Origin of the sequence: Candidatus Pedobacter colombiensis (genome assembly GCA_029202485.1) — a bacterium.
Lineage (GTDB): Bacteria > Bacteroidota > Bacteroidia > Sphingobacteriales > Sphingobacteriaceae > Pedobacter > Pedobacter colombiensis.
The window spans coordinates 2,231,417-2,252,683 of sequence record CP119313.1; the positions used below are offsets into that span (position 1 = coordinate 2,231,417).

At 39.3% G+C, this 21,267-nt stretch carries 11 protein-coding genes; all 11 read left to right on the plus strand.

The genetic code is table 11. The features are described 5' to 3' along the window. Positions 1–27: 27 nt before the first annotated feature. From P0Y49_09510 to P0Y49_09560, 11 genes are read left to right on the plus strand one after another with little or no spacing between them, the layout of a single operon-like run. A complete protein-coding gene (locus P0Y49_09510; GenBank protein ID WEK21377.1) occupies positions 28–1,695 on the plus strand; it encodes a RagB/SusD family nutrient uptake outer membrane protein in 1,668 nt (555 codons plus the stop codon). 31 nt (positions 1,696–1,726) lie between these two features. Further along, a complete protein-coding gene (locus P0Y49_09515) occupies positions 1,727–2,722 on the plus strand; it encodes a formylglycine-generating enzyme family protein (protein WEK21378.1) in 996 nt (331 codons plus the stop codon). Beyond that, positions 2,722–4,674: a hypothetical protein gene (locus P0Y49_09520; protein WEK21379.1), complete on the plus strand. Its 1,953-nt coding sequence runs from the start codon at positions 2,722–2,724 to the stop codon at positions 4,672–4,674. The genes P0Y49_09515 and P0Y49_09520 overlap by 1 nt, the downstream gene beginning before the upstream one ends. Next, positions 4,671–7,685, plus strand: coding sequence for a glycoside hydrolase (locus P0Y49_09525; protein WEK21380.1), 3,015 nt, complete (start codon positions 4,671–4,673; stop codon positions 7,683–7,685). The genes P0Y49_09520 and P0Y49_09525 overlap by 4 nt, the downstream gene beginning before the upstream one ends. Before the next feature lie 20 nt (positions 7,686–7,705). Beyond that, on the plus strand, positions 7,706–9,616 hold the full coding sequence (locus tag P0Y49_09530; protein ID WEK21381.1) for a glycosyl hydrolase family 28 protein: 1,911 nt from the start codon (positions 7,706–7,708) through the stop codon (positions 9,614–9,616). An 18-nt stretch (positions 9,617–9,634) separates the two neighbouring features. Beyond that, positions 9,635–12,868: a glycoside hydrolase family 2 TIM barrel-domain containing protein gene (locus P0Y49_09535; GenBank protein ID WEK21382.1), complete on the plus strand. Its 3,234-nt coding sequence runs from the start codon at positions 9,635–9,637 to the stop codon at positions 12,866–12,868. Continuing rightward, positions 12,865–14,433, plus strand: a complete 1,569-nt coding sequence (locus P0Y49_09540) for a glycosyl hydrolase family 28 protein (GenBank protein WEK21383.1) — start codon at positions 12,865–12,867, stop codon at positions 14,431–14,433. Before P0Y49_09535 ends, P0Y49_09540 begins: the two co-directional genes overlap by 4 nt. Before the next feature lies 1 nt (position 14,434). Continuing rightward, entirely contained in the window at positions 14,435–15,880 is a 1,446-nt protein-coding gene (locus P0Y49_09545; GenBank protein ID WEK21384.1) for a glycosyl hydrolase family 28 protein, read from the plus strand. 5 nt (positions 15,881–15,885) lie between these two features. Continuing rightward, positions 15,886–18,231 (plus strand): glycoside hydrolase family 2 TIM barrel-domain containing protein, encoded by a 2,346-nt coding sequence (locus tag P0Y49_09550; GenBank protein WEK21385.1) that lies wholly within the window; start codon positions 15,886–15,888, stop codon positions 18,229–18,231. Beyond that, positions 18,215–19,819: a glycosyl hydrolase family 28 protein gene (locus P0Y49_09555; GenBank protein ID WEK21386.1), complete on the plus strand. Its 1,605-nt coding sequence runs from the start codon at positions 18,215–18,217 to the stop codon at positions 19,817–19,819. The genes P0Y49_09550 and P0Y49_09555 overlap by 17 nt, the downstream gene beginning before the upstream one ends. A 12-nt stretch (positions 19,820–19,831) precedes the next feature. Continuing rightward, positions 19,832–21,262, plus strand: coding sequence for an acetylxylan esterase (locus P0Y49_09560; protein WEK21387.1), 1,431 nt, complete (start codon positions 19,832–19,834; stop codon positions 21,260–21,262). Positions 21,263–21,267: the final 5 nt, after the last annotated feature.

Below are 21,267 nucleotides of genomic sequence, written 5' to 3' on the forward strand. Positions count from 1 at the left end.
AACAACTAAAAAATAAAAATTATTCCGATGAAATTAAAATATACAACAACCGTATGGCTAGTCCTGATCATTGTGATCTCCTCACTTTTTTCTTGTAAAAAGTATTTGGATGAGACTGTTTACAGCAATATTGCTGCGAGTAATTTTTGGGCAAACAAGGAGGACGCCTTGTCCGGCCTTTACTCGAATTACGCATTATCAACAGAATTTGGTGCCCACAACAGGATGTTCTTTGTAATGACAGACATGCTCTCAGATGACATGGACGATGAATATTCAAATACAGAAGCCGAAAGAAGGCAATTGCAGAACTACAATTTTTCTCCTTTCAATTCCTATATCAATAATTCTTGGGTAGCCCTTTATAAATCTATAGCACAGTCAAATGTGATCATTAATAAAGTGCCAAATATCAGTTCTATGACTGCCAATGATAAGAACATCATTATTGGCGAAGCTAAATTTTTAAGAGCACTTGAGTACTTATATTTGGTACAACTTTGGGGAGATATACCATTAGATACCATTTCAGTAGGTAGTATCGAGGAAACCAAGATGCTTAAATCTCCAGCGGCTACAATTTACAACTTCATTGTCAGAGATTTAAAATTTGCAGAAGATAATTGTAGTGATGCGCCTCTTGAATTGGGACGGGCATCAAAATGGGCAGCCAAATCGTTGTTAGCCAAAGTTTACCTAACTATGGCCGGTCCGTTTAGTAACAGAAATACAGAGTATTTGACCTTATCAGAAGCTAAACTAAAGGAAGTAGTTAACTCTAAGCGCTTTAGCTTAGTGCCAAAAATCATTGATTACTTCGATATCAATAAAAAAGGAAGCTCTGAAATGATATATGACGAATGGCAAATAGGTGATGCTTCAGGTGACATAGGTAGTTTTATGCATAGAAACGCATTGCCATCATCAATTTCAGATCCGGCAATAACCCAGTTAAAAACCGCAGGTTATAAAGCCTGGTCTCCAACTCCAGATCTATGGTCGAACTTTAAACCGCAGGACGACCGGCTAAAAATGTATTTCTCTTACTATATAAAGAAAAACAGTAACGGAACTTTTGGTATTCAAAAATATAATGTACCCTATATTGCTAAATATGTAGATTCTACAACGGTAGCAAGGGATGCAAAAGCCAACAATTTACCCGTTTTACGCTATGCTGATGTTTTGTTGATGTATGCAGAGGTACTTAATGAGCTTGGAACTACGAATAGTGAGGATGGAAACAAAAATCAGTATGACTATTTGAATATGGTCAGACAACGGGCATTTTCAACCAGTCCAAGCACCGGAAAATATAACAACATGTCTTTCACTAAAATTCAGTTCAGAGATATAGTGATGTTGGAAAGACGACTGGAACTTGCTCATGAAGGGCAACGCCTTTTTGATATGAAACGTACCGGAACTTTTATTTCAGGAATGACTGCCCTGGCCAACAATACCAAAGCACTGCTGGCGGGGTCACCTGTACCAACCTATTCAATTGCTTATCCTGCAGGTGTATATCCTAACCCAACCGGCAAAACGCCTTATCCTGCCGGCACAGTAGTATTTACTGCAGATTTTCTTAAAAATACAAAAACAGTACCTCCGGCGGATTTTCAGTTTGTGATGCCTATTCCAGGCAACCAGATTCAGGTATTTGACATCGGACAAAATAAAGGGTACAATTAACAGTTAACGGCATTTTATTCAAGATTCAAATATGAAAACGATAAAATATTTAATACTCATGACGACCATAATGGTAGTCTTTCTGCAATGTAAAAAAAGCGACAAAGCGGTTAATACAGAAGATTGTAGTTCGCTGTCAAACGTCAATGTTGCACCACTTGCAGATCCATCAACAGTTATTCCAAGCGCTGATTGGTTGACGGTGACTGGGGCAACTTTCACCATGGGAACCTTTTCATCAACCAGAGACGATCTTAAGAAGTCGTTTATGCCCGACGAACTACCGGCCCATGATGTTACTGTAAACAGCTTTAAGATCAGTAAATATCAGGTAACCATGGGACAGTATTTAAAGTTCTGTGATGCTACAGGATGGCCTAGACCTGTAGAGCCCACATTTAAATGGGGCAAAACAGCAGATAGTTTGGCCAGACCCATCGTTAACGTTTCATGGTACGATGCAAATGCTTTTGCCAAGTGGGTAGGTGCACGTCTGCCAACAGAAGCCGAATGGGAATTTGCGGCTCGCGGAGGTTCCTATATGCCAACTGCAAAATTAGATACATTTTATCTGAGTGGAGGACCTTATGCATATTCTTCAGCAATAGAAAAAAGAGCAACTATAGGACTTAATGAGTTAGCGTGGTATAAAGATAACGCCGGTACTACCGGGCCTCAGAAAGTGGGGACCAAAGAGTCCGGGGCTGTTATAAAAAATGACAATGCAGCATTATATACCACAATTAATGGTGTAAAAGTCTATAATAACGGAACAGCAGATAACCGTCTGGGTACGTTTGATATGATCGGTAATGTTTGGGAATGGTGCAGTGATTGGTATGGTAAAGATTATTATCAAAACTCAGTAAAGGATAACCCACTTGGTCCGGTGAGCGGTTCCACACGTGTAATACGCGGACAGGCCTGGAATACCTTTAAAGAATACTGCCGAATTGCAAACAGAGGTAGTTTTTCTCCATGCAGTAAGTACGAATACGTAGGCTTTAGATTGGTAAAAGACAATTAATGAATCACATATCAAGACCCATCGGGGGCTTTCTGGCATTGCTGCTTTTCGTCAGCACAGGAACTGTTACTGCCCAGTCTGTAGATAAAGCAGCAAGCTATAAGATTGCATCCGTAGATAGTAAAAGATGGATGGAAAGTCGTTATAAAGATGATGTAAAGATAGAAATAGACCGGATAATTGATGCTGGTTTCAATACAGTATCGCTCGGGACTTTCAAATTCATGCCTATGTATTTTGTAGATTATACAGGGACTAAATACCAGGATGCACAAGATATTCCCTTAGAAAAGGTAAGACAGAATGTAAGCGTACTGAGAGCGAATATGCAGTATGCAAAAAAGAAAGGCATAAAATGGATGATATCAAGGTCTTACAGTCATTATATCCCCTATAAATTCTGGAAAGGCCGTGTAAATACCTTTAATCCCGAAGGTATTTACACACGATATCTTGAAAACGCACATCAGAATGATCTCTGGCAGGCTGCGCTTGCAGGAAAAGGTGATGTGATTGGTCATCAGCAATGGACAAATCCGGTTTATAAAGATTTCTTTATCAGCTCTACCATACAGATGATGAAAGCATTGCCCGAATTAGATGGATTTTTAAACGCATATGCCGAAGCAGCCTGGACCTTAAACGAAGATAAACTCAAAGAAAATCAGTGGAAAACATGGAAGGATTGCATCAATTATCCTGCAACGGACGAGAATTTTGTGGATTATGTAAATAACCTGCACCATATTTTGCAAGATGTAAGGGGTAAAAAATTCTTCCTGGGCATAAGGGATTGGTATGTTGACGCAAAAGTGCTGGCTAAGCTTGATTTTCCTTTAAATGAATGCGCAATAGTGGTAAAATATGGAGGCTTTGACCAGCCCGTGGCAAATTATGCTCCCTGGGCAGACTCGTTAAAGGCAAAAGGCGTTCAGGTAATCCACGATATGCTTGTTTTTGATGCAGAACATCCGCATCCATTGTATTGGTATGACCATGCCTTTATTACGAAACTGATTCAGAACATTTATCAATCTGGATTTGCGGGGATACAGTACCAGGATTTCCAAATCAAGGGCGATGACGAACCAAATAATCCTATCCGCTTACTTACCCAGCAAACCGTAGGTACTGCACTCAAAGGAGAACGGTTTGAAAGAAGCAATGCTTTGATTTTTTTGAAAAAATACTACGGTAATGGAGCTGATGCACTGCTTAAAAGCATGGAACTTGTAACCAAAGCCCAGATAGAAAATATAAAACTAAAACCAGCCTGGTTTTGGCAAGGGGATGGTTTAACTCCTGGTGGCTTAGGTACCGAGCGGTATTGGATGTTTATGGACAATCCGGATGCACCAAAAGGGATGTCCTTTATCCGCCAGGATATGGTTGGCGTAAAGGAATATACAGACGCCCTGATTGCGGGGAAAGCCGAATTATCAGCCGCTATGATTAGATGGAAAAAGAATAACAGAAAAACTCCATACGAGGCTATGGCTCAAATGGAACAAGATGCCAAACTTGCAGTAAGTGCTGCACTCGAAGGACAAAAACAAGCTCCAAAAAATGCTCCTCACTTGCAGGAGATTATTGCCAGTGCCGTTATTCACCAGCAACTGGTAAATCGCGATAATGCCTTTTTAAAATCAGCATTAGCATTTTATATCAGTGGCGGCCAGTTTGATGGTAAGTATAATACTAATCAGAATCTTTTAAATACTGGAATTGATGAAAAGTCAGAATGTAAAGTACAACTGGAAAAAGAAATGTATTATGATTTATTGATCAGAGAGTTGTGTTTTAAGTATATGCCCAGAAGAAGAGCAGTTAGGGGCTCTAAACCTTACGATTTTACCCGACGGATAGCAAGCATCATCGGACAACCCATTGCAGATACGGAAACTGTAGATCGTAAGGAATTAAATAGACTTATAACCATGATAGCGCAATGAGTATCAAAAAGCACTTTTTTTATTTCATAGCGATTAGCTTAATGGCTCCATTATGGATAAGGGCAGCCGAACCCCATTTTGTTCCGCCCATGGTACTTAATGGCAAATGGCAAATGGGTTTTTCCAGAAATTACACAGCTACAGTTGATGTACCAGGTATTGCTGCCGATCCTGCTCAAATGAATACTGAAAAGCTATGGTATAAGCGAAGAGTTGTCCTGCCACAAGGAGATTGGAAATATGCAACACTCGAATTGAAGGGAGCTAGATTTATGCCGGAGGTATATGTAAATGGTGTGAAGGTGAGCGCTGAAAATGGTGGAATGGCGCCGACTTTTCATTTATTGAAAAGTGGAGATGTTAAGCCCGGAAATACCCTTACTTTAGAAGTTGCCTTACAATCACTTAAAAATGTTCCGGTTACCGATGCTTCATTTATCCCGCCTGCCGACCAATGGCGATCTAATGTCTCCTCATGTCTTTGGGATGATGTGGTATTGCATTTTCACAATAGTAAACGGATAGATCGCATTATTCCCTTTATTAATTATGAAAGGAAAAAAGCAGCCATACATTTTGACCTCACAGATTTTAAAGACAAGAAAAAGTCAAACTTAGCTAAAGTATCAGTATTAGATGAGGATAATAAAGTCTTGATAAGTAAAGTTGTAAGTATATCTGGTCAAAAAGATTCCATCCTTTTTAATTTTTCCGGTATTTTGAAAAGTTGGTCGCCGGATGAACCTAATTTATACCGGTTGAAATTGACGGTCTTAGAAGACGGTAAAATATCAGATCAGCAGATCATTCCTTTTGGTGTCAAATCATTCTCAATTAAGGATAAGCAGTTTTATCTGAATAATTCGCCCGCTAAATTGAGAGGTGGAACTGTCGTTTGGCATCGTTGGGTAAGATCGGCTGAAGGAACTGAACTTGGTTTTGACACCCTTTGGTTCAAGAAAAATATTGTACAAAGATTAAAAGATCACGGTGCAAATTATTTGCGCTTCCACCTTGGTAAACCTCCGGAACGCTTATTGGATTTATGCGATAAATATGGCTTGATGGTTCAATATGAATGGAGTTTTTTCCATGGTATGCCTGCGAGCAAGGAAAGTTTGTTGGAGCAATATAAAAACTGGTTAGATGTGGCAATGCGCCATCCTTCAGTAGTCTTGATACACCCATATAATGAAACAGAAGGCACACAACTGGAGACAGTATGGGATGCGCTGGGCACGCTCTTAAAAGATTACCCTGCATTGGTCATGGAAGAAAGAGATGTGATTCATGTCCATAAGTATTGGTGGAGCTTATTTGAAAATTTGGGCCTGTACTACGACCATGCCAATCAGTTTGAAAAAGCAATTATAGTAGACGAATTTGGGGGCAATTATCTGGATGAAAAAGGTGCACTTGGGGGATACAAAGCCTTAAAGGAAAGCTGCCTAAGGTTTTTAGGAAGGGAGAACACAGTTTCAGAGCGATTAAGTTTTCATGCAGCTTCACATGCTAAAGTCGCAGAATACTGGCGCCGTATAGGTGCTGCCGGATTTGCTCCTTTTTGTATGCTGAGTAGCTGGGAAGATGGAAATACCTGGTTTATGGAAAAACTAAAGGATGGAAAACCGAAACCAGTTTGGAATGAATTAACGGCTGCATTTTCTCCTCAATCTGTGAGCCTGGAACTTTGGGATAAAAACTTTAGTCCTTCACAAATGGTAAATGTTCCGGTGTATTTTTTTAATGATCAGAAAGATGCTGCTGAACTATCTGCGCAAATTAGTATCGAAGATCAGCAGGGGATAGTATACCATAAAATCATAAAGGAAAAAGTATTGCCATATTCCAAAAAGGTAGTAAATGTTACACTTAACATGCCGGTAAATCCAGGGAATTATCAGGTAAAGGCTTCATTACTTCAGCTACCTAAAGGAGTTAAATATCCGGTAGTCTCAAGATGGCCTATTCAAGTTTACCAGGTATCAGTTCCAGCTGGATTGAAGAATGTGAAAGTATGGCTTCCTCAAGGTGAATCTGAGCTTCAGGCCTTTCTAAAAAAGCTCAACATTCAAACTTTGGAATCCAAGGCTACAGAATCGGCCGACCTTATTATTGCATCTCTGGAAAGTTGGAAAAAGATTGCTAATGGTGATCAACAGCTGAAAAATACATTTCAAAAGGCTATTGAAAGTGGGACTTCAATTGTATTGTTGGATGTAGGAGATAGACAATTGGGACAAGGATATCCTTCAAAAACTGGCGAATTAGGTCCATTACAGGGTGTGGTAAGAATTACAGACCCTAAAGTGAACTCTTATTCCTTATTTAAAGGAATCTCGCTTAAGTTCACCGAGGCTGCAGAACCCGAAAGCCATATACACCCGGATAGAGACAACAATATGTTGTGGGAAAAGATTCCAAAAGAATATACCCGCATATGGAATGGTTTAAGAGGGGGATTAATTGTACCCGCTGCAGATATGGAGTTTCATGGTTTGAGTGCTAGTGCTTTCATTACGCAATGGCTAAGTAGGGGTGCTGATGAAAAGCAAATTATCACTGGACCATATTACGCCTATGAATTGCAGGGCTTTTATGAGTTTTCATCAAAAGCGAATGATCTGGAGCTGCAAAAGAAACTAAAAGCCCGGGTTCAATTTTTGGTTGATGACGCACCAGCATTGGCAGGAGCTATCAATTTACAAACACCCATTGCAATAACTGATTTGAATAAAAATTACCTGGATTCTAAAAATGGAACTGCAGAGCGCTTTATTCCATTGTCAAATGCCGGCAAGAACCTTACCCGCGTGCCAATAGCATTAATTGGTTTTGGAGAGGGAAAAGGGAAATTGATTGTATCACAATTGCTTACAGCTGGTAGACTGGTAGCCGGATTTGGCGAAAAGGGATTGTATGGACTTAGGAAAGATGATGTTGCGGCGCAAATGGTGCTAAATATGATGAACCAGGTTTTAAATAAAGAACCGAGAGAAATAAAGAATTGATGACGAAGAATTTGATAAGTATGAAGCGACTTATTTTTGGAATATTTTTTTTATCCCTTATACTGGATGTGCGTGCTGATACCCGATTGATTAGCAAGCTGGATTTGTGGGATGTTTGGACCTATAATTACAATGCCTCTCATTGGATAGAGCAGGCTAACCTTAAGCCGGGTGTGCAGATGTATGGTGAGGTGCAGCGTATTAGCCTTATGCAGGTGCCAAAATACTTGCAAGGAGCCGATTGGATCCAGACTGCCTATGGTTCTAAAAGTTTTTCCGGCAATGTATTGGCAACCTTTAAATTGTTGGGAGATGCCGAAGTATACATTGCACACAGCCAAAATATACACTTGAAACCTTCCTGGTTAAAAGCTTATGAAAGTACAAACACACAGATTGAAAGTTCGACAAAAGAGAAGTTTAGTCTATACAAACGTACCTTTCACAAAGGAGAGGTGATTAACTTAGGGCCAAACGGTGCAACAGGTAATTCTATGTACCTGGTTATTGTTAAAGGGATAGGAAAGGCTCCTACGCAGGCTGCAATTCAGGGTAAAGTTTTTGATGTACTAAAATATCAGGCAAAAGGAGACAATAAAACCATTAACACGGTTGCTATTCAGCAAGCTATTGATGATTGCTCCACAGCAGGTGGAGGTTCAGTACTTATTCACGGTGGTATTTTTGTCACCGGTACTTTGGAACTTAAAGATCAGGTGACCTTATTTGTACAAGCTGGGAGTATTTTAAGGGCCTCGGCAAACAAGTCAGACTATCCAGAAAAGAAATGTAGCTTCAGGTATTTTCGGGCAAATGAGCATTTCCAGCTTATATATGCCGAAAAGAAAAACAATATCGGAATTACTGGCGGCGGCATCATTGATGGCTTCTCGCATGGTGATGGCTGGCCTTGGGCAGGAAAATCCAATGAATTTGAAAGGCCAAGGCTAATCAGAATGGTCGAATGCAGCAATGTCAAAATAAATGACATCAGCTTAATTAGAAGTGCAAACTGGACACAACTATATGAAGGTTGTGATCATATTGCCATTAACGACGTCCGGGTAAGGGCTTATACCGGTCAGCATAATGAAGATGGTATTGACATCAGCAGTTGTAATGACGTAAAGATTAAAAACTTTTATGCCATTGCTGGCGATGATGTCATTTGTTTCAAAGCAATGTCGCAAAAACCTACTGAAAATGTGACTATAGACCAGGTAACCGCACGTTATGCAAATTGTCATGCTGTGAAAATAGGAACTGAAACACATGGAGCCGTCAGGAATATACACGTTAAAAATGTAGTCGCAAATGCACGATATGGTATTGCTATAGAGTCTGTTGATGGGTCTGACATAGATCATGTGACTTACGAAAACTTCTTGCTCACCAACTGTTCAACCCCATTGTTCATTCGTTTAGGAGATCGCGGAAGAACTTATGAAGGCGGCCCTTTAAAAGCACCTGTAGGCTCCATGCAAAATATTGTCATCCGTAATGTGAAAAATACAGATATAGGGTATGTAGAGGCACGAAATGGGCCGGGAGTAGGTTCTGCAATAGGTGGACTGCCCGACAAAAAAATTAAAAATTTATTAATTGAAAATTGTGATTTTCTGTACTATGGGACTGTTCAGGATACCGCTTATGTATACCAGGATGTACCGGAAAATAGAGATAAATACCCCGAATTTAATATTTATGGAACTTGTCCTGCCTATGGTTTATATGCAAGACATGTCGATAACTTAATCCTTAAAAATGTAAAAATTAGTGCTAAAAACTTAGACGTAAGGCCTGCAATTGTATTGGACGACGTAGCACATTATGTGCTGCATGATCTGAATTGCGAGCAATTCCCAATGACGGTTCCTTCCGTTATCTGGCATAAGCAAGTGGGCATATTAAAATCGAATACCTCAAATTAATTTAAATCATTAAGACCAATGAAGTTTATTAGAAAGAACCTAATCCCGTTTTCCCTGTTTACAATGATGTCAACAGCTTGTTTGCATCAGACAGCACTGGCGCAAACCGGTAATCCGGCCATTGTTAAAGATGCAAAAACTTCGGATAACACATCCCCAAGAATCTCCAAAGTGATCAATGAGCATTGGACTTTTAATTATTTTCCGGATACAAAAGCAGATAAAGGTGGTTTTGAAAATCCTTCCTTTAACGATAGTAAATGGCCTTCAGTTGCCGTTCCACATACCTGGAGTACCTATGAAACAACAGGAGAGGTGCATCCTTTTATCAGGAATCCCTCGGATAAAGACAATGATTATTGGTGGAAAGGCTGGGGATGGTACAGAAAGCATTTTACAATTCCAGTTTCGCAAAAAGGCAAACGTATATTTATTGAATTTGATGGTGTACAAAAATATTCCAAAGTATACATCAATGGTAAATACTTAGGTGATCATAAAGGTGGTTACGGAACATTTGATTTTGATCTAACCGACTATATCAAATTTGGTGAAGACAATCTGCTTGCTGTAACCGTTAACAACAATCTGCTGGATAGCTACAGCATTCCTCCAATGCGTGCCGGAAACTTTGATGTTTATGGCGGTATATATCGTGATACGAGATTAGTGATCAAATCACCAGTTTACATTCCAATGCAAGGTTCAGCCAGTCATGAGGGTGGAACTTTTATTACCACACCAAAAGTAAACGAAAAGGAAGGAATAGTAAGGGTACAAACTTATGTTAAAAACAGCCTTTCACAGCCTAAAACCTGTGTAGTTAAAACAACAATTGCAGATGCTACCGGTAGTGTTGTGCAGGTATTAACTAAAACAGTTACCATTCCTGCTGATAGTTTGCAAAAGATAGACCAGTTGAGTACTGCCATCAAACAGCCTAAACTATGGTCGCCCGAAACCCCTTACTTATACAAAGTATATTCAGAAGTTTATGATAACAATACGCTTATGGATAAAATGGAAAGCCCCTTGGGTTTCCGCTGGTTTCATTGGGACTACAAACAAAACTTCCTATATGTAAATGGTAAAAAGGTAGTTATTCATGGAGGAAACAGACATCAGGAATATCCATGGTTAGGTGATGCACTTCCAAAATGGATTACAGAAATGGATTATCGTGATATGGCAGAGAACCTGAATTATAACTTCATGCGTACCGCTCACTATCCCAATGACCCATTGGTATACCACCTGACCGATAAATTTGGAATCGTCATAGATGAAGAGTTGCCAAATATCAAAAATCAGGAGTTTAATAAAGAAGTTCAGCAGCAGAATCTAAAGGAAATGATCCGTCGTGATCGCAATCACCCAAGTATCATGCTTTGGAGTATGGGTAATGAGACCAACCACGCTGCAGATTCAAAATGGACCCTAACCGAAGATACCACCAGAATTATAACGGCCAGAAGGGTACTGGATAATTCTCAAGGCGATTATGCACCCCATTCAGATGAAAATCTGGGCATAGAAAGTTTACTGCGCTGTACAATTCGAGGCTGGTACAATAAAGATGTTAAAGATCTGGAACCAAAAGATAGTCAACATGCCGGAACAGAAGAACATCAGCATGAAATGTTGATCCAAAGCGGACGTCTGGGAACCGGAAACCTATGTACCTGGTTGTACGAAGATCACGGAGCAGATAGAGAATATCTGAATTCACCATTGAAGCATATTAACCCTAAAGGTTATGTTGATTTATACCGCCAGCCAAAGTATGCCTATTATTTATGGCAGGCCAATTATGCCAAAAAGCCTATGGTATTTATCATGCCGCATTTTTGGCGTAGTCAATACCTTGGACAGAAGAAGGACATTACTGTGGATGCCAATGCCGATAAGGTAGAATTATTTGTGAATGGAGTTAGTCAGGGTGTAAAACATACCAATCCCGGAAACTATTATTCAGTTGTATTCAAAAATGTAGAAGTTAAAAATGGCGAACTTAAGGCAGTTGCTTACAAGAACGGCGAATCGGTTGCCACATCGGTAAAAATGGCCGAAGCACCAGCAAAGATTGTCTTAAAAACTTCACATAGCAATATCAAAGCCGCAAAGAATAGTGTAGCCATCATCGTTGCAGATATTACAGATAAAAATGGAGTACACGTTTATGGTGCAACAAATCCATTGAAATGGTCAGTTAAAGGACCTGCTAAACTTGTAGGCCCTGAAAACTACACGACAGATATCAATAAGCACGAAGAGATGGATGGTATCATGTATACCGATGCTCCTGTTGCCAATGTAATCCGTTCAACAGGAGAAAAAGGAGATATCACCATCACTGTTCAGTCGCCAAACCTTAGCTCCGGAACAATTACCATTAAAGCAGAAGAACTGAATGATGGCATAGCAGAAATATTGGAGCCAGCATTAAGCAATGGTGGAAGAGAGAAAGTGGTCCAAAATCCAGAATATGCATCATCGGGAACAACATTCCCTGAGGTGATTAAGGAAACGGTTGATGAGTTGGATATGCCTGGTAAAAAGAAAGAAGAATACCAGGCGTTTATTGAAAAATATATGCTGGACAGGAATAAAGCTGTTGATGCATCTGGTATAGAATTCCGTGCACTGGTAAATCTGTTTGCATCTCATATGGCTAATAATGTAGGTCGTTTAGTAGCTGATGATTACAATTTCAATATAGATCACTTTAATAAAGCAATGTATCTTAAAACGCAAATCGAAAAAACAGCCTTGCCTGTAGCCTTTAAAAATAGTTTGCGTAAGCACTATGCAGACCTATATATTACTAAGGGGGTAGATAAAAAGCTAAGCAAAGAAGAAAAAAGTATCCGTTCCATACCAGTTAATGGAAAAATGGCTATTGTATCCACTAAGCCAGTTGCAGATAAAAGCATCAATGTATTTGCAAAGCCAAATCTAGATGAAATTATCAAATCAATTTACCCTGAAGCATCTGGAATGGAAGCGGATAAATTAACCAGCCTCAAAAATTACCTGGCAGATATTAATCCATTTATCGAACTGACCACTACAAATAGCCAGATCAGAGGTGAGGAAATGAAAACAAAGAACATTTATACAATTGATCAGGACGAAGTCATCTGGCTGCCGGATTATTCAACAGTCACTTTAAAAAAACTCGCTGAACCAAAAGCACCAAAAATAAAAGAGGTAAAAGAAAAGAAAGAGAAAAAAGAAAAGATCAAGAAATGATAAATAAACTGAAAAACTTTGTTCATGTTAGTTTAGTAGTCATCTGCATGGCAGCGGGAAGTATTTCCCGCGCCAGCGCAAATGGCCCTATTGAAACCTATCCCCTGGTAAAAACTGCTGAAATTAGTGATGTATTTAAGACAAATGCAGCCGGTCAAAATGTTTTTACCCAAAAATTTAAGGACATTCATTACGTACGTTTTGCTCATCAAAAACTTGTTGAAGTAACCATTACCATTACAGAGCAGGTTAAGGATTGGGAAATATCTCCAAAAACTAATATTAAAGGACAACAAATGAAAGGCAATGTCTTGCACTTAGTATTAGAAAAACCAGGGTATCATGTCATTACCATCAATAAAAAACAACGTCTGTTTCTGCTCACAGATAGTATTGCTAAAAAGATAGCTGTTGGTAAAGGGAATTCTGATATAGTAAGTATCATGAGTTATAAAGTAGATGCTACCGGTAATAACCTGTCTACAGCCATCATTCAAAAAGCATTAGATGAAAGCGCTGCAAAGAAAAAGATCTTGTTTTTCCCTGCAGGAATCTATAAAACAGGAAGTATTAAAGTAAGCAGTAATGCAAGAATTTACCTTGCCGGTGGCGCAATGATCAAAGGATCAGAAAAACGTGAAGATTATCCTGCAGATGACAATAAAAAAGAATCTGACCTTGTAAATGATAAAGCAAACTTTACTGATAATGGGGAATGGATGACTTTCTCACGGTTGTTATTGATCGATAATGCCACAAATGTAAAGATCTGGGGGGATGGCTGCATAGATGGCAGCGGAAGTATTGTACGTGCATTAGGTAAACCCGCCAACCTGATCCGGATTAGAAACTCAAAAAATGTACTAATTGAAGGTATAGAACTCCGTGATCCCGCTTGCTGGAACACCCATATCCTGAAATCAGAAAATGTAACCTTGCGAAATATTAAAATGTTAAATGATCGCAATGTTGCAAATACCGATGGTTTCGATCCTGATGCTTCTGTCAATGTATTAATAGATCATTGTTTCGCTTATTGTAGTGATGATAACATTGCGATAAAAACGACTAACAATGGCGGATTGCTACAGGACTGCGAAAACATTACCATACAAAATTCAGTATTTATCACTAAAAAATCAGCACTAAAAGTTGGTACAGAAACAAAAGGTGGGTTCATGCGTAATATCACTTTTAAAAACAACTATGTGGTAGAAGCGGATAGAGGTATGGTCTTGTATTGCAATGACGGCGCCACATTCGAGAACATAAGCTTTGTCAATAATTATTTCGAAAAGGGTTACCAGAGCAGTAACCTTAAATCCATTCATTTTCAAATAAAAGACCGTAGCGGAAAAGGACAAATAAAGAATGTTCTGATTAAAGATTGCACAATTGCACCAACTTTCTCCAATGTTTCAGAAATAACCGGTCTGGATGCCGGCCACATTATAGACGGCGTAAAGTTTAAGAATTTGAAGGTAGATGGAAAAATTTGTTTGTCGGCAAGTCAGATAGGACTTAAAACTAATGAGTTTGTTAAAAACGTAAGCTTTGAGGAATAATATGAGGACAATTAGTTTATTGATAATCATTCTTTTGAATAGCATACACAGTATAGCCCAGGCACCATCAAACCACAGTTTTTTTACTGTTAAGGCAAATGGAACAACACTTGAGACTACAGTATTTAAAGATGTAAATTACGCTTCTTTTAAGCAGAGGACTGCCCTAAACATCGAAATAACTTGTAGCGAAACCATTCGTGATTTTGTAATTAGTCCTTTAAATAAACAAATCACAGGGAGCTTGACAAAGCCCAATACATTAGCGTTTCAATTAAAGGAGGCATCCTACCTGGTAATCACGATCAACAAGAATCAACGATTATTCCTATTTGCAGAAACAACTGAAGATCAGGATTTATCAGGGCAAATGGCCAATATAAACAGCTATCATCTGGATATGGAAAAAATAAATACCGGCATTATTCAGACTGCTATCAATCAGGCTGCCCAAAAGAAGCAAACCTTATTTTTTCCGTCGGGGGTGTACAAAACAGGGAAGCTTTCCATTCCCTCTAATTCAAGGATCTTAATGGCCGCAGGAGCTGTATGGAAAGCTTCTGATGAGCTTTCAGACTTAAAAAATCAGACCACACAAAAGCCAAATGCTTTTATCAGAATTCAGGATGCAAATCATGTAGAAATAAAAGGGCTGGGGGTTATTGATGGAAATGGAAGAGCACTTCGTGATAAATACGGCGATGATGCCAGATTCAGAATCTTTCTCATCGTATCCTCAAAGGATGTGCTGATTGAAGGAATAACAGCGCGCGACCCGGGTTCATGGAATACACAGATTATGTATTCGGACAATGTGACCTTTAAAAAAGTTAAACTGCTCAATGATGTGACGCTATCTAATACAGATGGCTTCGATCCGGATGCCTCATCCCATGTGACCATAGAGAACTGTTTTGCCTATACAGGCGATGATAATGTAGCCATTAAGGTGACTAAAAATGACGGCCCCGTAAATAGAACTTCGGATATAACTGTTAAAGGTTGCGTGTTCCTAACCAGAAAATCTTCTTTAAAAGTGGGAACAGAATCAAGAGGGACTTCAATCAGTAATGTTTTATTCGAAGATAATGATGTAGTTATGTCTGATAGAGGTATGGCTTTGTATTGTTCTGACGGTGCCTTATACCAGAACATAAGGTATGTAAATAATCGTTTTGAAAGCAATTATCCCGATGCTAAAAAGATGGGAATACAATTCGTGATTAACAAAAGAAATGCAGACAGTAAAGCAGGCAAGATGGAAAATGTGTCCATTACCAATTGCAAATTTTATACACCTTTCCCTGCAGCATCTGAAATAAAAGGTTTAGATGATGCACATCAGATTGCAGTAAAAATTGATAATCTGGAAATTAATGGAAAGAAATGCCTGACACTTAGTGATGCAGCGATCAAAACAACATTCGCAACAGTCGAAGTTAAATAGAAAGTATGAAGCGATTTACCCATTTATTCATATGTGCAATGTTACTGTTTACCGTTGCAGCTGCACAGAAAAAAGAAATCGCAGCAAGAACCTCCAGCTTGATTAACGAAGGATGGACTTTTAGTTATGTTGCTGATGAAAAGGCTGGTGAAGCTTTCGGAAATGAAAGTCATATTGCCATTCCGCATACCTGGAGCACATATGAAACCACAAGGCAAGAACATCCCTTTATACGTAACCCTTCACCAAAAGATGGTGATTTTTGGTGGAAAGGCTGGGGATGGTACAAGAGAAATTTACAAATCAGTAAATCACAGCAATCCAAAAGAATCATTGTTGAATTTGACGGGGTACAAAAATACTGTAAAGTCTGGCTTAATGGTCATTTATTAGGTGAACATAAGGGCGGATTTACCTCTTTTTATTTCGACCTAACCGGATTTGTTCAATCCGGTAATAATGTATTGACTGTGGCAGTAAATAATCAGCAGCGTGATGGATTCTCAATTCCGCCCATGGATGCAGGCAACTGGGATTTGTATGGTGGAATTTACAGGGATGTAAGACTGGTAGTCACCGATAAATTGTATGTACCTTTTCAAGGCTCAGCAACTCATGAAGGAGGCACTTTCATTACCACACCTGTAGTTTCTGATCAACAGGGAATTGTACACATAAAGACATGGATTAAAAACGATTTTAAGCAAGCTAAAACGTGTAGATTAAAGACCATTATTACCAATCCTAAAAATGAGATAGTTGCAGAAGTTGTCACCAGCAAAATCATAGCACCAGGTACTTTGGTGGCAATAGATCAACAGTCAGCTCCCATAAAAAAACCGATGCTGTGGTCACCATCATCTCCATCGATTTATAAAGTACATTCAGTAATCCAAAGCGAGGGTAAAGTTTCAGATATATACCAAAGTACTTTTGGTTTCCGCTGGTTTTACTGGGATTATACTAAAAACAGGCTGATCTTAAACGGTAAAGAGCTTAATATACAAGGAATTATGCGGCATCAGGAATACCCCTGGTTGGGCGATGCAATTCCCAAATGGATGTCCAGAAATGATCTGCTGGACATCAAAAAGAATCTGGAGATGAATTTTTACAGAGGAACCCATTACTCTCAGGATCCTTATGTTTATGATTTATGTGACAGCCTGGGTCTTATGGTTTGCGAAGATTTACCTAATGTTAAAAATAAACCTTTTTCAACCGAAGTACAACAACAACAATTACGGGAAATGATCAGAAGAGACCGTAACCACCCAAGTATTCTTTTTTGGGGCATGGGCGATGAAACTGATCATGCGGCAAATTCAGAATGGGCTGTAAAAGAAGATACAACCAGAATTATTCATGCACGTGCTGTTGTTGGTCCATCAGCAGGTAAATATGCGGTAAATACAGATCAGAATGTTCAGTTTGGAGGTTTACTTCAATGTACTATCCGCGGCTGGTATAATAAGGATGTCAAAGATTTTGAACCGGAAAGTTCTCAGCATGCTGGTAATGAAGAATGGCAACATGCCAGGGCAAGGATAAAAAATAAAGTCAAAGCAGATGAACGCATTGATATGACAAACCTGATAGTTTGGTGCTATGCCGATCATGGTTGCGACCGGGAATACCGCAACAGCCCTTTATTACACTTAAACCCTAAAGGTTGGGTAGACCTGTATCGTGTACCTAAATATGTTTATTATTTGTATCAGGCCAATCATGCTAAAAAGCCCATGATCTTTATCCATCCACATAATTGGACTGCCAGATATTTAGGTAGTAGAAGGGATATTATAGTCGATTCCAATTGCGATCAGGTGCGATTAATTAGTGAGGGCAAAGACCTGGGGGTTTTGTATCCAGATTCCAATAATCTTCAAAGTGTTGTATTTAAAAATGTATCGGTAAACAAGGGAACATTAATTGCCCTGGGCTATAAGAAAGGATTAAAAGTGTGCGACACGCTTTACATGGCTGGACCGCCAGCTCGTTTAAAACTCAGCACATCTCATTTAAAGCTGCAAGCGGCAAAGAACGAAATTGCCATCCTGACAGCTGATGTGGTGGACGCAGCCGGACACCACGTTATTGGCGCAAACCCTCAATTACATTGGAAAGTAGATGGTCCTGCAACATTAGTTGGACCAGATACATTTACTACAGATACAGACAAGCAAGCCCAAATGGAAGGAACAATGTATATAGATGTGCCGGTAAAGAATGTCATTAGATCTACTGGCATTCCTGGGAAAATCACTGTAACACTACTGTCGGACGGTTTGGAAAAAGATAAGATTGAAATATTGGTAGTTAAAAAAATAAAAGATGATAAAGAAGTTTAAATTTTTATTTCTGCTGCTGCTGGCAACAAATGCCTTTAGCCAAAACAAGGAAATGTTGTATACGACTATTCCCGGAGCAGAAAAAAGCAATATTTATACGCTGACTGTAAATGGCAAAGAAGTTTTTGTAGAGAAATTTAAAGACATCAGCTATGCACGCTTTGCTTTTACCGGCGAAGCAAAATTAGTGGTTACCTCTGCTCAGAACTTTCTAAAATACACCTTAAGCCCACTAAGCTATAACATTGCCGCTCAAAAGTCAGGCAATCAAATTTCTTTTAACCTCACTCAACCGCGTAAGCTTATTTTTCAATTAGAGGGCGTAGCAGAAAAATTATTCATTTTTGCAGATGCCCCGGAAATAGATGCACCCAAATTGGGAGATAAGAATGTAGCCAATTTGATGGACTTTGTACAGGACAATACAGGGAACAAACTGCAAACTCACCAAATTCAAAAAGCGATTGATCAGGTCTCTTCAAAAGGCGGCGGAACTTTATTTGTGCCAAATGGCAAATACCTGACCGGTACATTTTTAATGCGTAAAAACGTAACCCTATATCTGGAAAGCGGTGCAATCATTCAAGGTTCAGGTAATCTGACTGACTACAATGATAACGGGAATAACAAAACCGGAAAAATAACTGAGGGTAGAGGAGCTCTGATCTATTTCCCGGAGGCTGATCGCGCCCGGATTATGGGAAGAGGAGTAATTGCAATGGCCGGTACAAAGATCAAAACGGAAACCGGACAAAAAATAAGGGTCTGTAATATGGTAAATTGCAATAATTCAGGTATATACGATGTTATTATCAGAGATTCCGGTGGTTTTAATATTCATATCCTGCATTCTTCAAATATCACGATGAAAGGTTATAAAATCATCAATGATATTTCATTGGCCAACCAGGACGGAACAGACCCAGATGGCTGCAATGGCGTAACAGTTGATGATGTATTTATGTATACCTCAGACGATGCCATTGCTGTTAAAGCCGACCACAGCCTATGCGAAAATATCATGGTAAAAAACTGCGTGTTCTGGACGGTTAAATCTGCCTTAAAAATAGGATCAGATCCTTATTTCGGAGCCAGGAATGTGACCTTTCAAAACAATGATGTGGTTCATGCAGATCGTGCTTTAGCCTTGTACTCAGGAAAGGGACCGATAGAAAACGTGAAATTCATAGACAACAAATCCGAGTTTGTAGGTGGAAATGCCAAGCGTCAGTTGATCGTGTTCCAGGTTTCCAATGATAAGGAGAACAATAAGGATGCTGATCAAAGAGGTGTGGGGTATATTAAGGGAGTAGAGGTTATCAATTATACAGCCTATCAAAAAAGCGAGAATAAAAGCATTATTGCGGGTACTATAGCAAAAAATGGTGCCATTCATAAGGTATCTGATGTGGTATTTAAAAATTTGATCATTGAAGGTAAGCACTGCCTTTCTGCTGAAGATGCTGACATTGTTTTATCCCCAAGGAAATTGCCTCAAAATCCAAATCTGACCAAAAAAGAAGCAGAACAGAGTGCAAAGGAGCACCCGGTAGCTATAAATACAGTAGAAAACATTAGATTTTATTAAGCGTTAAAGAATATGAAAAAGAAATGTTTGGTTTTGTTGGGCATTGGGTGGTGTCTTTTGGGAAAAGCGCTTGCACAGCAACCGGAAGAAGTTTATAAAAAACCGTTGGAAACAGTACTAAAAGAGATTGAACAACGGTATCATGTGAAACTTGACTATGAAAGCAAGAACACTAAAGATAAAGTGGTAAACTTTGCTGACTGGCGTTTCAGGACTGACCTTATTGAGACACTGGATAATGTTTTGAAGCCTTTAGATATGGTTTGGCAAGCCAAAGGCAAAGATGCATATCAGATTACCAGGTATGAGTATTTTAGAAAGAGTGCTGAGGAAGGCAAAAATCAATTGGATGCCCTGCTTAAGCTTTGTACAAATTCAGAAGGCTGGGAAGCTCGAAAAAAGACTGTAAAAGACTGTATGCTGCAAACCATGGGGATAAACCTTAATGCCAGGCGAAATGATTTAAAACCCATATTCCATTCCAGACGGGTAATGGATGGCTATATAGCGGAAAACGTAGCAATAGAAAGTATCCCCGGATACTTTTTATGTGGTACTTTATACCGTCCGGCTGGCAAAGGATCATATCCTGTTATTCTTTCTCCACATGGCCATTTTTATAACAATGTAGATAAATCTATTCCAGATGAGCGAGGCAGGTACCGACCGGATATGCAATATCGTTGTGCAGCTTTAGCAAAAATGGGTGCTATTGTTTTCGATTACGATATGTATGCATGGGGTGAATCGGTAGCTCAGACTGGCAATAAATCTTATCACCGTACAGGATTTGCATTGGCTATGCAAACCTGGAATAGTATCAGAGCATTGGACTTCTTATTGACATTACCAGGAGCTGATCCAAAACGCGTTGGTATAACCGGTGCTTCCGGTGGAGGAACCCAAACACTGCTGGCTGCGGCTTTAGATAACAGGATTACGGCTAGCTGTCCTGTTGTTATCGTGTCATCCAGTTTTTACGGTGGGTGCCCATGTGAAAGTGGTTTGGGGATACACGCTTGCAGCTTAACCAATAATGCCGAAATCGCGGCCATGGTAGCTCCCAAGCCACAATTGATAATTAGCGATGGAAACGACTGGACCAAAACAGTACCAACTATAGAGTTTCCATACCTTAAAAAAATGTATGGCTTATATAAAAAAACAGAGTTTATAGAAAACGCACACTTTCCTAATGATCATCACGATTATGCTTTTACGAAACGCGTACCCATGTATCACTTTTTTGCTAAGCAATTTGGCTTAAACATCAAGGCCATCAGTAATAAAAACGGGGACATTGATGAATCCAAAATCACAATAGAAAAGAGCGATGCCCAACTCGCATTTACAAAAGATACTCCAATGCCTGTTTATGCCTTAAAAAGTCATAAAGCCATAATGGAGGCCTTTAAAAATTTACAGGAGGGTGCAAAACTTTAAAAATA

What these genes read in the sequence shown, in the direction of transcription:
- P0Y49_09530 (WEK21381.1), top strand. Translation starts at nt 7,706, where the DNA reads ATGAAGCGACTTATTTTTGGAATATTTTTTTTATCCCTTATACTGGAT.
- P0Y49_09525 (WEK21380.1), top strand. Translation starts at nt 4,671, where the DNA reads ATGAGTATCAAAAAGCACTTTTTTTATTTCATAGCGATTAGCTTAATG.
- P0Y49_09560 (WEK21387.1), top strand. Translation starts at nt 19,832, where the DNA reads ATGAAAAAGAAATGTTTGGTTTTGTTGGGCATTGGGTGGTGTCTTTTG.
- P0Y49_09520 (WEK21379.1), top strand. Translation starts at nt 2,722, where the DNA reads ATGAATCACATATCAAGACCCATCGGGGGCTTTCTGGCATTGCTGCTT.
- P0Y49_09510 (WEK21377.1), top strand. Translation starts at nt 28, where the DNA reads ATGAAATTAAAATATACAACAACCGTATGGCTAGTCCTGATCATTGTG.
- P0Y49_09550 (WEK21385.1), top strand. Translation starts at nt 15,886, where the DNA reads ATGAAGCGATTTACCCATTTATTCATATGTGCAATGTTACTGTTTACC.
- P0Y49_09545 (WEK21384.1), top strand. Translation starts at nt 14,435, where the DNA reads ATGAGGACAATTAGTTTATTGATAATCATTCTTTTGAATAGCATACAC.
- P0Y49_09515 (WEK21378.1), top strand. Translation starts at nt 1,727, where the DNA reads ATGAAAACGATAAAATATTTAATACTCATGACGACCATAATGGTAGTC.
- P0Y49_09555 (WEK21386.1), top strand. Translation starts at nt 18,215, where the DNA reads ATGATAAAGAAGTTTAAATTTTTATTTCTGCTGCTGCTGGCAACAAAT.
- P0Y49_09540 (WEK21383.1), top strand. Translation starts at nt 12,865, where the DNA reads ATGATAAATAAACTGAAAAACTTTGTTCATGTTAGTTTAGTAGTCATC.
- P0Y49_09535 (WEK21382.1), top strand. Translation starts at nt 9,635, where the DNA reads ATGAAGTTTATTAGAAAGAACCTAATCCCGTTTTCCCTGTTTACAATG.